At 65.5% G+C, this 12,705-nt stretch carries 10 protein-coding genes; 6 read left to right on the top strand and 4 right to left on the bottom strand.

Annotation, left to right across the window (positions count from 1 at the left end; translation table 11 throughout):
- Positions 1-5 precede the first annotated feature (5 nt).
- The gene (locus VGU00_RS14510) at positions 6-863 is read left to right on the top strand and encodes a hypothetical protein (RefSeq protein ID WP_327469653.1); all 858 of its coding nucleotides are present in this window, start codon (positions 6-8) and stop codon (positions 861-863) included.
- On the opposite strand, the gene VGU00_RS14505 is transcribed toward VGU00_RS14510, so the two are convergent.
- The 4 genes from VGU00_RS14505 to VGU00_RS14490 form a co-directional block, all read right to left on the bottom strand.
- Positions 860-2,260, bottom strand: coding sequence for an amino acid permease (locus VGU00_RS14505; RefSeq protein WP_327469651.1), 1,401 nt, complete (start codon positions 2,258-2,260; stop codon positions 860-862). The genes VGU00_RS14510 and VGU00_RS14505 overlap by 4 nt on opposite strands.
- A 74-nt stretch (positions 2,261-2,334) precedes the next feature.
- A complete protein-coding gene (locus VGU00_RS14500; RefSeq protein WP_327469649.1) occupies positions 2,335-3,327 on the bottom strand; it encodes a hypothetical protein in 993 nt (330 codons plus the stop codon).
- Between the two features lie 40 nt (positions 3,328-3,367).
- The gene (locus VGU00_RS14495; RefSeq protein WP_327469647.1) at positions 3,368-4,930 is read right to left on the bottom strand and encodes an aldehyde dehydrogenase family protein; all 1,563 of its coding nucleotides are present in this window, start codon (positions 4,928-4,930) and stop codon (positions 3,368-3,370) included.
- A 46-nt stretch (positions 4,931-4,976) separates the two neighbouring features.
- Positions 4,977-6,269: an amidohydrolase family protein gene (locus VGU00_RS14490; protein WP_327469645.1), complete on the bottom strand. Its 1,293-nt coding sequence runs from the start codon at positions 6,267-6,269 to the stop codon at positions 4,977-4,979.
- A gap of 201 nt (positions 6,270-6,470) precedes the next feature.
- Here VGU00_RS14490 and VGU00_RS14485 point away from each other — a divergent pair, with 201 nt between their 5' ends.
- The 5 genes from VGU00_RS14485 (at position 6,471) to VGU00_RS14465 (ending at position 12,677) form a co-directional block, all read left to right on the top strand.
- Entirely contained in the window at positions 6,471-8,912 is a 2,442-nt protein-coding gene (locus VGU00_RS14485; protein ID WP_327469643.1) for a TonB-dependent receptor, read from the top strand.
- A gap of 194 nt (positions 8,913-9,106) precedes the next feature.
- Positions 9,107-9,730 (top strand): XRE family transcriptional regulator, encoded by a 624-nt coding sequence (locus VGU00_RS14480; RefSeq protein WP_327469641.1) that lies wholly within the window; start codon positions 9,107-9,109, stop codon positions 9,728-9,730.
- An 85-nt stretch (positions 9,731-9,815) separates the two neighbouring features.
- Positions 9,816-10,880, top strand: coding sequence for a dipeptidase (locus VGU00_RS14475; protein ID WP_327469639.1), 1,065 nt, complete (start codon positions 9,816-9,818; stop codon positions 10,878-10,880).
- Positions 10,877-11,830: a hypothetical protein gene (locus VGU00_RS14470; protein ID WP_327469638.1), complete on the top strand. Its 954-nt coding sequence runs from the start codon at positions 10,877-10,879 to the stop codon at positions 11,828-11,830. Before VGU00_RS14475 ends, VGU00_RS14470 begins: the two co-directional genes overlap by 4 nt.
- An 85-nt stretch (positions 11,831-11,915) precedes the next feature.
- Positions 11,916-12,677 (top strand): sulfite exporter TauE/SafE family protein, encoded by a 762-nt coding sequence (locus tag VGU00_RS14465; protein ID WP_327469637.1) that lies wholly within the window; start codon positions 11,916-11,918, stop codon positions 12,675-12,677.
- Positions 12,678-12,705 lie beyond the last annotated feature (28 nt).

Here is a 12,705-nt window from a genome sequence, read left to right as displayed (position 1 = left end):
CGCGCGTGCTTGTCAAAGCCCGGGCGCGCCATTATCCCACGCCGATCCTGTTCCAGGCAGCTCGACCGGCGCGCGCCTTTCACCAAAGATTGTTTCCGCTGAACCCCGTTCCAGCCACTTCCCACGTCGAACAGCTCAACATCGGGGTGGGCCGCCGCGCGCTCGCCATCGGCCTGTCGCTGCTGATCCCGGCGCTGATGCTCGTCCTGCTGCTGTCGTTCCGGCTCGAACCGCCGCCCGTGCACAAGCAGGAGAGCATGAGCGTGGTGAGCATCGAGGCGGCCGGCGCGCCCGAGCCGGCCCCGGCGCCCAAGAGCACGCAGCCCGAACCAAGCGACGAGAGGGTCGCGCCGCCGCAGCCCGCCGCGCCCGCCCCCACGCCGCCTCCCCCGCCGACCCCGGCGCCGGCGGCCGCGCCGACGATCCCGCCGCCGAGCGCCGCGCCGCCGCCCCCGCCCGCCGCGCCGCGTCCGCCGAGCGGGCGCGTCTATGGCCCGCCGAATATCGGCGGCAGCCCCTCCTCATCCTTCCGCGATTCGGAACGCGTGGGAACCGCGCCGAACGGCGAGGCGCTCTATGCGGCGAGCTGGTACCGCGAACCGAGCGATGCCGAGCTGCGCGGTTACCTGTCGACCGCGAGCGGGCCCGGCTGGGGGCTGATCGCCTGCCGCACCGCGCCCGATTACCGCGTCGAGGATTGCGTCGCGCTCGACGAATATCCGAACGGTTCGCAGATCAACCGCGCGGTGCTGGCGGCGGCCTGGCAGTTCAAGGTGCGCCCGCCGCGGATCGGCGGCAAGTCGCAGGTCGGCGCGTGGGTCCGGATCCGGATCGACTATGGGACCCGCCGCGGGCGCGGCTAGGCCTGATCCAGCCGGCTGCGGCGCTGTCCGTAAACCGCATAGATGCCCAGGCCGATCAGGTTCCAGACGAGGCACCAGAGCAATGTTTCGGCAGGCAGGCTGAAGAAGAGATAGAGGCAGCCGCCGATCGTGCCGAGCCCGACCGGCCACGCCCAGCGAAGCCGGAACGGGCGCGGCGCGTCGGGCGCGCAGCGGCGCAGGACGAGCAGGCAGACCCCGACCGCGATGAAGGCGATCAACGTCCCGGCATTGGCAAGCGCCGCGACCTTTCCGATCGGAAGCAACCCGGCGAGGATCGCGACGATCGCCGCGGTCAGCAGCGTGATACGTGTCGGCGTCCCCCGCCCCGAGATATGCGCGAGGCGCCGGGGCAGGAAGCCGTCGCGCGCCATCGCAAGGAAGATGCGGCTTTGCCCGTAGAGGAAGGCGAGCAGCACCGTCGGCAGCGCGACGACCGCGGTCGTTGCGACGATCTGCGCGATACCGCCCTGCCCGATCGAGCGCAGGATCAGCGCCAGCGGTTCGGGGCTGTCGGCAAAGTTGGCGAATGGCGTTGCGCCCACCGCGGCCGCGGCGACGAGCATGTAGATCAGCGTGCACGCCGCCATCGAACCGATGATCGCGATCGGCAGGTCGCGCGCCGGACGCTTCGTTTCTTCGGCCGCGGTCGAAATCGCATCGAAGCCGTAGAAGGCGAAAAAGATGATCGCGGCGGCCGCCATCACCCCGCGCTGGACGCCCTCGCCATCGACATGCGCGGCATAGCCATAGGGCATGAACGGATCGAGGTTGGCGGCGTCGAAATAAGGCAAGGTATAGCCGACGAAGAGCAGCAATGTGACGATCTTCACGGCGACGAGGACCGCATTGATGCGCGCGCTTTCGCGGGTGCCCAGCAGCAGCAGCCCGGTGACGACAGCGATGATGACGACCGCGGGAAGGTTGATCAGCCCGCCGAGTTCGGGCCCGCGCGTCAGCGCCTCGGGAAAGCCGATCCCCATCAATAGCGGCGAGGCATAGCCCGACCAGCCGACCGCGACGGTCGAGACGACAAGCGAATATTCGAGGATCAGGCTCCAGCCGACGACCCAGGCGAAAACCTCGCCGAGCCCGGCGTAGGAATAGCTGTAGGCGCTGCCCGCCGCGGGCATCATCGCCGACAGCTCGGCGTAGGCGAGCGCCGCGCAGGCGCAGACCGCACCCGCGATCGCGAAGGAGATCAGGACCGCCGGCCCCGCGCGATCGACGCCGACGCCGATCAGCGTGAGGATGCCGGTGCCGATGATCGCGCCGACGCCCATCGCCATCAGCTGCGGCCAGGACAGGCTCGGCGGCAGCGCGTCGGCGCTGCGTTCACCGGGCGGCACAAGGGGTTTGCGGCGGGTCCAGTTACTCACGATGCGTCTCCCAAATATCCGGCCCGGTCATCCGGGTCCGCCGCTCACCCCTGTGCGTCCGTTCGATGGTCCGTTCAGGGCTTTTCGTTCGGGAACAGCAGCAGCCAGTCGGCCTCCGCCTGGATCCGCGCGAAGAAGCTCCAGCTGTCGACATTGATCGAACGCTTGAGCCAGGGCTTCGCCTTTTGGGGCTCGCCGCTCAGGATATAATAGTTGGCGAGGCTGTAGGCGGTCGACGCGGCGACCCCGTCGGCGGTGGCGAAGGCGCGGCCGCTGTCCTTGTCGCTGAAGAAGCTGTCGGCGGCGCGGTTGCCCTTGAACAGCTGGATGCCGTCGAAATAGGTGTCCGACCCGCCCTTCGGATGCACTTCGAACAGCGTCAGGTCATAATCGTCGAGCAGCTTTTGCGCCTCGCGAAGATTGCCGGCGCGCGCGAGCGACAGATATTCCCAATAGGTGTTCGCCGTGCGCGCCTCGACGTCGTGCGTGAAGGCCGCCGATTCGGCGGATTTGGCGAACCATTTTGCGGCATTGTCGAAATCATGCTTGCCGAAATAGGCCTGGCCGAGATGGTAATAGAGATAATATTGCACGACATCGGGGTCGCCCGGGAAATAATCCGGGCCCGGCTTTTCGCGTTCGAGCGGCTGGTTCTCGTAGAGCTTCGCTGCCTTCAGCCCGAGTTCGATCGACTTGTCGAATTCGCGCAGCGAGAAATGGCGATGCGCGCGGTGGCGCAGCAGCTTGCCCGAATTGGGGAACCGCTTCAGCGCCTGATCGTAAACCGCCGCCGATTCCTTCGTATAGCCCTGATAGAAAAGGATGCGGCCGTACCAGGTCGCGCTGTCGACGGTCATGTTCGCCTCATACGCCGCCTTGGCGTCGCGCGCGGCGCGTTCGAGCGTCTCGGTCGCCGCGACGTTCGCGTTGCGCGAGGGCGCGGTCACCATCGGCTGGCCGAGCAGCGAGGTGCCCTGAAAGCTGCCTTCCTGCGCGAACGCCGGAACGGGAGCGGCGATCAGCAGCAGCGCGGCCGATGCCAGCAATTTCAAATGCCTGGGGTTCATTTTATATCCTCTTCCGAAACAAATCATGCCTGCAATGTCTTCAATCGATATCGAGGTCGAACTTCACACCCTGCGCAAGCGGGAGCGAGGTCGAATAATTCACCGTCGCGGTAACGCGGCGCATATAATTCTTCCAGCTGTCGGAGCCCGACACACGGCCGCCGCCGGTCACCTTCTCGCCGCCGAAGGCCCCGCCGATTTCGGCCCCGCTCGTGCCGATGTTGACGTTGACGATGCCGCAGTCGCTGCCCGTCGCCGACTGGAAGCGCTCGGCCTCGCGTACGTCATTGGTGAAGATGCACGACGACAGGCCCTGCGGCACGCCATTCTGGAGCGCGATCGCCTCATCGATATCCGCATAGGACAGGACATAGAGGATCGGCGCGAAGGTTTCTTCGCGAACGATTTCGCTCTGCGCGGGCATCTCGACGATCGCGGGACGGACATAATAGGCGTCGGGCGTTCCCGCGACCTCGATCCGTTCGCCGCCATGGACGGTGCCGCCCTCGCTGCGCGCGCGGTCGAGCGCGCGCTGCATCCCGTCGAACGCTGCCTTGTCGATCAGCGGGCCGACGTGCGTCGCATCGTCGAGCGGGCTGCCGACATGGAGCGTCGCGGCGGTCGCGATCAGCCGCTTCACGAAATCGGCGCGGATGCTGTCGTGGACGATCAGGCGGCGCAGCGTCGTGCAGCGCTGGCCGCAGGTGCCCGTCGCAGCGAAGATCGTGCCGCGCAGCGCGAGCCCGATATCGGCGCTCGGCGCGACGATCGCGGCATTGTTGCCGCCGAGTTCGAGGACCGAGCGGCCGAAGCGGCGCTGGATGCGCACGCCGACATCCTGCCCCATACGCACGCTGCCGGTCGCGCTGACGATCGAAATCCCGGGATGGTCGGCGATGATACCGCCGCATTCGGCATCGCCGATCGCGATCTGGACCAGATGTTCGGGCGCAAATTCGTAATCGGCCGCAACCTTCTGGAGCAGCTTCGCAAAAGCGAGCGCGGTCAGCGGGGTCTTTTCCGACGGTTTCCAGATCGCGCTGTCGCCGCAGACCAGCGCGACGGTCGTCCCCCATGCCCACACCGCGGCGGGGAAGTTGAATGCCGAGATCAGCCCGAGCGGCCCGAGCGGGTGCCAATATTCGGTCAGCCGGTGCTCGGCGCGCTCCGACGCGATGGTCAGCCCGAACAGCTGGCGGGAGAGGCCTACGGCATATTCGCAGATGTCGATCACTTCCTGCACTTCGCCGCGCGCTTCGGTCAGGATCTTGCCATTCTCGATCGTCAGCAGGCGCGACAGCGCCTCCTTATGATCGCGCACGAGCTGGCCGTAACGCCGGATCAGCTCGCCGCGATGCGGCGCGGGCACCTGTTTCCACGCGAGGAAAGCGGTGCCGGCGTTGGCGACCATCGCATCCATGTCGGCGGCGCGGTGCATCCCGAGCGTCGCGAGCGCCGAACCGTCGATCGGCGAAAACACCGCAAGGTCCGATCCGAGGTCGCCCGCGAGCGACAGGCCGAGTTCGCCGAACAGGTCGGCGACTTCGCCCGCAAAGGCGCCGGAAACCGGCGAAGAGGAGAGAGATTTATCGATAGCGTTCATTATGATGTCCGTTGAAAGCGTTAGAAATGATGGCGAAGCGGCCGGATCAGGGGGCGCCCGGTCCGTCGTGAAGGATGATGCGGCCGTCCTTGATGACGGTGGAGACATGCTCCAGCAGCGTGATGTCGCGATAGGGATCGCCCGCGACGGCGATCATGTCGGCATATTTGCCGACCTCGATCGTGCCGAGATTGTCGGACTGACCCAGCAGCGCAGCGGCGTCGACCGTCGCCGAGCGCAGCGCCGCCATCGGCGTCATCGGCCCCTGTTCGACCATCAGCCGGAACTGGCGGGCGTTCTGCCCGTGCGGCGACACGCCGGCGTCGGTACCGAAGGCGAATTTGACCTTATGCTGGACCGCGAGGCGGATATTGCGCCCCGCGACACGGCGCGCTTCGGCCATCTTCGCCTGCACCGCCGGGCTGGCATCGGCTTCCTTGCGCCCGTCGAGCAGGCCGAGCGTCGGCACCAGCCAGGTCCCGCGCGCCGCCATCAGCTTCGCCGTCTCCTCGTCGAGCCAGGTGCCATGTTCGATCGAATCGACGCCCGCGCGCACCGATGCGGCAACGCCCTCGCCGCCATGCGCATGCGCCGCGACCTTGAGACCGAGGCCGTGCGCGGTGGTGACGATCGAGGTCAGTTCCTCGTCGCTCAAATGCTGGCCGAGCCCGCGCGCCTGCTGCGAATTGATCCCGCCCGTCGATGTGATCTTGATCAGGTCCGCGCCATATTTCGCCGCTTCGCGAACGCGCAGCGCGCATTCGACCGCGCCGGTGCAGGCACCGGTATAATCATAGGGGTAGAGCGCCTCGGTCGCCTTACGGTTGAGCCCCGACATGTCGCCATGCCCGCCGACGATCGACAGCGAGGTGCCCGACAGGAAGATGCGCGGGCCGACGACCGTTCCGTCATTGACCGCGTCGCGCAGCGCGTGGATCGAATAGCCGTCGGACCCGACATCGCGCACCGTGGTAAAGCCCGCCTCCAACGTCTTTTTCGCATTGGAAAAAGCAAAGAGCGCGACATCCTCTGCCGTGTCGATCGCCGCCGACCAGAGTTTCGTTTCGGGCGAGAAGCTGAAATGGACATGGGTGTCGATCAGCCCGGGCATTAGCGTCCGGTCCTTGAGATCGATCGATCGCGCATCGGCGCGCTCGACATGCCCCGGCAGGATTTCGGCGATTCGCCCGCCACGAACCACCAATGTCGTCGGCCCCAGCGGCTTTTCGCCCGGGATCGCGATGACATTGACCGCGTGGATCAACAAGGTCCCCGCGGCGTCACCGCCGGCCGGCGCCGCGACCGCCGCATTCGAAAGCGAGATGCCGATCGCCAGCATCGACAATTTCCTCAAGCCGCCCAAGCGAAATTCTCCCGTCGGTCCACGCCGCGAGGCCGCCCCTGCAGCGCTCGCCATTTGCATAGGAAGTTTTTGCTAGTTGAGCAATAATTTTTATGATAGGAAAAATTTAGAAATTATGACACATGACGGAAATCACAGCATTTCCGGGTGAGGAAACGGGTCCAAAAGGAGGGAAAAATGTCGAAGTTCGTGTCACGCCTGTTGTTGTCGTCCGCGCTCGCATTCGCGATCACGCCGATGGCGCATGCCCAGTCGGCGCCGCCCGAAGCGGATGGCGCAGAAGCCAGCGAGGGCGGCAGCGACATCGTCGTCATCGGTACGCGCCGCAAGGATCGCTCGATCACCGACAGCTCGGTCGCGATCGACGTCATCTCGCCCGAACAGATCAACGCGACGGGCTATTCGGACGTCAACGACGCGTTGCGCACGCTGGTCCCCGCGTTCAACGCGCAGCGCCTGCAGGGCAATGACGGCTCGTCCTTCGTGCGCCCGGTGACGCTGCGCGGCTCGCCGGCGGACCATGTGCTGCTGCTGATGAACGGCAAGCGCCGCCACCGCGCCTCGATCGTCCAGATCGGCACCGGCCACGCCTCGACCTCGGGCTCGCAGGGCCAGGATTTCAACGTCATTCCGCCGATCGCGCTGTCGAGCGTCGAAGTGCTGCGCGACGGCGCATCGGCGCAATACGGTTCGGACGCGATCGCCGGTGTGATCAACATGGAGCTGAAAAAGGCCCGGAGCGGCGGCTCGATCATGGCGCAGGTCGGCGAATATTATGAGAGCGAAGGCCGCACCTACGACATCCAGGGCCATTTCGCGGTCCCGGTCGGCGACAACGCCTATTTCAACATCGCGGCCCAATATACCGATCAGGCGAAGGCCTATGCCAAGAAGGCGACGCACGCCGGCGCCGAGGCGCTGAAGGCGCTGGGCGTTCCGGGCGTGCCCGAGCATCCCGAAGGCAATCTCGATCCGCGGTACATGGCGTTCAAGGCGGTGTGGAACGCCGGCATCGAGCTTGGCGACGAGCTCGAGCTCTATAGCTTCGGCAACTATATGACGGGCAAGAGCTCGGTCACCTTTGGCCTGCGCCAGCCCTTCACCGCCGGCGGCCTCAACGGCCATGGCACCTATGCCAATTCGGCGTTCGACCTGTCGCCGGCGCACCCCGAGCTGTTCAACCTCGCCGCCATCTATCCGGGCGGTTTCACGCCCGAATTCCGTGGCCATCTCGAGGATTTCAGCGCGCTCGTCGGCCTGCGCGATCAGGAAGGCCCGCTGACGTGGGACCTGTCGGCACGCTATGGCACCAACACCGTCGATTACACGATCACCGGCACGATCAACGCGTCGATGGGCGTCAAGTCGCCGACGTCGTTCAAGCCGGGGTCGCTGACGCAGCGCGAAGTCCAGTTCGACGCCGAAGTCTCCTATGAACTGAACAAGGACATCCTGGTCTTTGCCGGCGCCAGCCACCGCAGGGAAACCTATGTCATCGGCGAAGGCGATGTCGCGAGCTACACGACCGGCCCGCTGCAGGACCTGCCCGCCGGATCGAACGGATTTCAGGGCTTCTCGCCCGAATTCGCCGGCAGCTTCGATTCGAACAGCTATGCGGTGTTTGCCGAAATCGACGCCGATATCACGCCCTGGTGGAACCTGTCGGCGGCCGCACGGTACGAGGATTACGACCAGTTCGGCGACAATTTCAGCTACAAGGCCTCGACGCGCTTCGAGCTGAGCGACGCTTTTGCGCTGCGCGGTTCGGTCAGCACCGGTTTCCGCGCCCCGGCGGCGGGACAGGTGTTCGGCACCAGCCTGACCTCACAGCTCGACGGCGTCGGCGGCTTCATCCTCGACGCCGTGCTCGTCCCGGGTTCGCCCGCGGCGCAGGTCTTCGGGTCGAAGGCGCTGACCCCCGAAACCTCGTTCAACATGTCGGCGGGCATGGTGTTCACCGGCCTCGACGGCTTCCTCGCGACGCTCGACTTCTACCAGATCGACGTCGACGACCGTCTGCTGCTGACCCCGTCGCGGAACACGACCGCTGCCGAGCGCGCCGCGCTCGCCGCGATCAACTTCCCGAACGGCGCCGACATCGAGCAGGTGCGCTATTTCCAGAACGAAATGGACACGCGCGTGCGCGGTTTCGACCTTGTCAGCACCTATCGCCACAGCTGGTCGGACAATGCCTCGACCGATTTCAGCCTCGCGGTGAACTATAACGAACAGCATCTGCGCGGCGCGCCGCCTCCGGGTTTCAGCCCGGCGATCGTCACCGAGTTCGAGCGCGGCACCCCGCGCTGGCGCGGCAATTTCTCGGCCACGACCAAGGTCGGCGATTTCGGCTTCATGGCGCGCGCGATCCATTATGGCGCGTGGCGCCGTCTCGACGGCGCGAGCTTCCTGCCGCGCAAGGCGGTGACCCTGTTCGATGCCGAAGTGACCTATTCGGGGATCCAGGATGTCGAGCTGAGCATCGGCGCGCGCAACCTGTTCAACATCTTCCCCCCGGGTCGCGGCCCTGCCCGTGCCCGCGCCGGCCTGATCTATGACAACCACAGCGTATTCGGGGTTGCCGGCGGCTTCTATTATTTGAATGCAAAGTATAAATTCTGATCTCGTCCGATCGGGATCGGGCCTCTGTTTCCGGTGGGCATATACGGAGTTGGCATAGCGGATATGCCAATTCCGTAGCCTATCGGAAATTTGTGCCCTATAGTGGCGGCGGCTGATCGGCCGGACTTCTTCCTCCGGCCGTCCCCCATTGGCCGATGCCATGCGATCTCGAGCAAGTTAAGGATTGGAGATATATGCCGCCCAGAAATGGAGACGAGCCGGAAGTTCTGGGTGCCGTTCGTACCGCGAAGCGGCCTCGATCCGAAGGCTTTCACCTGGGCGAGCGACTGCGCCAGTTGCGCAAGGAACGCGGCATGACGCTGGAGGACGCCGGGCGCCTGACCGCGCTCGCCGCCTCGACATTGTCGAAGATCGAGAATGACCAGATGTCGCCGACGTTCGACGTCGTGCAGAAGCTGGCGACCGGTTTCGGCATCGACATTACCGAGCTGTTCGCGAGCAATCTGGGACAGGATGCCGCGGGCCGGCGCAGCGTCACCATGGACGGCGCGGGGCGGCTGATGGAAACCGAAGTCTATCGCCACCGGCTGATCGCCGCCGAGCTCAAGAACAAGAAGATCCTGCCCTTCGTCACGACGATCAAGGCGCGCAGCCTCGAGGATTTCAAAAGCTGGTCGCAGCACAGCGGCGAGGAATTCCTCTATGTGCTCGAAGGCGAAATCTGTTTCCAGACCGAGCATTACGAGCCCGCGATCCTGGGGGTCGGCGACAGCATCTATATCAACAGCAGCATGCAGCACGCCGCTTACTCGACGAGCGAAGAGGATGCCGTCGTGCTGTGGGTGAACACCGGTTAGGCGATCGCTCGCTCTATCATCGGGCTTGCAATAATTTTCCGATACGCTAATTTCTTTCCAATAGAAAATTGGAGAGGGCGAAGCGATGGACAGACGGAATTTCATCCTGTCGGGGGCGGCCGTGTCGGCCACGATGGCGCTGGCACCTGCGGCAGGGGCTTGGGCGAAGACGCGCCCGCTCACCTTCGACGCGATGGGCGAGGTGCGCTTCGAATATGATGCGGCACTGATCGGACAGATGCGCGCGAGCGGGCTCGACGCGATCACAATCACGCTCTGCGATCCCAAGGCTTATGAGGGGCAGGCGTATGAAGAGGCCATCCAGGCCGTTCTCGATCATGACGCGCATATCGCCAAGCATAACGACCTGTTCCTGAAGGCGACGAAAACCGGCGACATCGACGTCGCGCGCGCGCACGGCCAACTCGCGCTCTTCTACCTCTTCCAGAACAGCACCCAGTTCGGGCGCGACCTCGACAATGTCGACCTGTTCTACAAGCTCGGCGTCCGTTCGGCGCAGATCACTTACAACGACCAGAATTGGGCGGGCGCGGGGTGCAAGGAACTCGGCGCGAACGGGCTGACGCACTTCGGCCGAGACCTCGTCGGCCGGATGAACGAGCGGGGCATGCTGATCGACCTGTCGCATGCGAACATGCAGACGATGGCCGACACGATCAATGCGTCGAAGGTGCCGGTGATCGTCTCGCACACGGCGTGCATGGCGGTGCATCAGAATATCCGCAACACGACCGACGCGAACCTGCGCCTGCTCGCCGACAAGGGCGGCGTCGCGGGCATCTGCCAGATGCGGCCGTTCCTGACGACGAAGCGCGACGACGCGCTGCCCGAATATTTCCGCCACATCGACCATGCGGTGAAGGTGATGGGCGCCGACCATGTCGCGATCGGCAGCGACCGCGACCACCGCGTCGTCGAGATGACCGACGCCTATATCGCCGAACTGAAGCGCGAAGAGGGCGCCAATTTCCACGAGCCCGACTGGCCGCTGTTCATCAACGAACTTAACGGCCCGCGCCGCATGGAAGTGGTGTGGGATGGCGTGCGCAAGCTCGGCTACCCATCCGCCACGGTCGAAAAGATCATGGGGACGAATGTCCGCCGCATTTACCAGGAGGTGATCGGATGAGCCCGCGCGCCGCGATCCGCCGCTCCGCCCTCCCCCTCTCTCTTGCCATGCTGCTGATGGCAGCCCCCGCGTCGGCGAGCCAGACAGTCCCCGGCGCCGACGCGGGGAATTGCGCCACCAGCCTGATCGGCACGCCGCTGACGATCCCGAAATATTCGGCCGCGACGCAAAAGATGCTCGACGAGGATATCGCGATCGCCGCGGCGGCGCTGCGCATCGCGCCCGACCGCGAGGACAGCCACATCTGGTATGGTCGCCGGCTCGACTATGCCGGGCGCATCTGCGACGCCGTTGATGCCTTCAGCGCCGGGATCGCGAAGTTCCCGGACAGCTACAAGCTCTATCGCTTCCGCGCCCGCGACCTCACGCGCGCGCGGAAGTTCAAGGCGGCGCTCGCCGATTATGAAAAGGCGCTCGTGCTGATGGGCGATACGCCCGATACGTTCGAGCCCGACGGCATGCCGAACCCGATCGGCCTGACGATCAGTACCTATCGCGGGAATATCGTCTATTATCACGCGCAGACGAGCTTCGCGACCGGCGACTATCCGACGATGGTGACGGGCATGGCGAAATCGCTCGACCTGTCGGCCGATTTCGCGCGCGACGACATGCGCGTGCCGACCGCCTACTGGACCTATCTCGCGTACCGGAAGATGGGGCAGCACGACAAGGCGCGCGCGGCGATCGACGCGATCGAACCGGGGCTCAAGCTGATCGAGAATTTTGCCTATTATCAGGCGGTGCAGATCATGCAGGGGCGGCTCGATCCCGCGAGCGTCAAGGACACGCGCGACAGCACGATCAAGTTCGCGATCGCGATGGAACGCCGCTTCGCCGGCGACGAAGCGGGCGCGAAGGCGCTGCTGACCGAGATCGTGCGCGAAAATCCGCAAGGTCACTGGCCGTCCGAAGCCGAACTCGCGAGCCCCGACCGCAAGGGCTATTAGCCGCACCGACAGGCTGCTCGCCCCTTGACGGCGCGGGCGGCGCGGTCGATGGCGCGCGAAGGTCGATGACGGCCCGGAGCGAAGCGTGATCGACCTTTCCACCATCCTGATCGCGGGTGGCGCGGGCCTGCTCGGCGGCGCGATGAATGCGCTTGCCGGCGGCGGCACCTTTGCCACCCTGCCCGCGCTGATCGCGCTCGGCCTGCCCGCCAATATCGCCAATGCGACGTCGAACGTCGCACTGCTTCCCGGTGCGGGAACGAGCGCCTGGGCCTATCGAGGCGAACTGGGACCGGTCGCGGGCATTTCGGTCCGGCTGCTCGCGGGCCTGACCTTTGTCTTCGGGCTCGTCGGCAGCCTGCTGCTCGTCGTCACCCCGACCGAGACCTTCGACAAGCTTATTCCCTGGCTCCTGCTCTTCGCCTTCGTCGTGATGGTCTTCGGCAAGCGCGCCGCCGACTGGCTGCACGCGCGCGTCACCATCGGGCGGCCGACCCTGCTGGCGGCGCAGGCGCTGCTCGGCATCTATGGCGGCTATTTCGGCGGCGGCGTCGGCCTGATCACCACCGCGCTCTATGGCCTGCTCGCCAATATCCAGCCGCGCGAACTGTTCGCGATCCGCACCCTGATGCTCGCGGTCGCGAACCTTGCCGCCGCGCTGATCTTCATCGGCTTCGCGATGGTGTGGTGGTGGGCGTGCCTGCCGATGCTCGCCGGATCGATCGTCGGCGGATGGCTGGGTGCGCTCGTCGGCAAGCGGCTTTCGCCCCGTGCGGTGCGCGTCTGGACCTTGCTGGTGACGGGTGTGACGACGGCGGTGTTTTTCGTCCGCGCCTATGGCGGCTAACCGGGCGCGCCATGACTTTGGGCTTTGA

The sequence above is a fragment of the Sphingopyxis sp. genome, assembly GCF_035944815.1.
Taxonomy (GTDB): domain Bacteria; phylum Pseudomonadota; class Alphaproteobacteria; order Sphingomonadales; family Sphingomonadaceae; genus Sphingopyxis.
This window is presented reverse-complemented; position numbering and strand designations above follow the sequence as displayed.

What these genes read in the sequence shown, in the direction of transcription:
- VGU00_RS14470 (WP_327469638.1), top strand. Translation starts at nt 10,877, where the DNA reads ATGAGCCCGCGCGCCGCGATCCGCCGCTCCGCCCTCCCCCTCTCTCTT.
- VGU00_RS14490 (WP_327469645.1), bottom strand. Translation starts at nt 6,269, where the DNA reads ATGCTGGCGATCGGCATCTCGCTTTCGAATGCGGCGGTCGCGGCGCCG.
- VGU00_RS14480 (WP_327469641.1), top strand. Translation starts at nt 9,107, where the DNA reads ATGCCGCCCAGAAATGGAGACGAGCCGGAAGTTCTGGGTGCCGTTCGT.
- VGU00_RS14485 (WP_327469643.1), top strand. Translation starts at nt 6,471, where the DNA reads ATGTCGAAGTTCGTGTCACGCCTGTTGTTGTCGTCCGCGCTCGCATTC.
- VGU00_RS14475 (WP_327469639.1), top strand. Translation starts at nt 9,816, where the DNA reads ATGGACAGACGGAATTTCATCCTGTCGGGGGCGGCCGTGTCGGCCACG.
- VGU00_RS14495 (WP_327469647.1), bottom strand. Translation starts at nt 4,930, where the DNA reads ATGAACGCTATCGATAAATCTCTCTCCTCTTCGCCGGTTTCCGGCGCC.
- VGU00_RS14500 (WP_327469649.1), bottom strand. Translation starts at nt 3,327, where the DNA reads ATGAACCCCAGGCATTTGAAATTGCTGGCATCGGCCGCGCTGCTGCTG.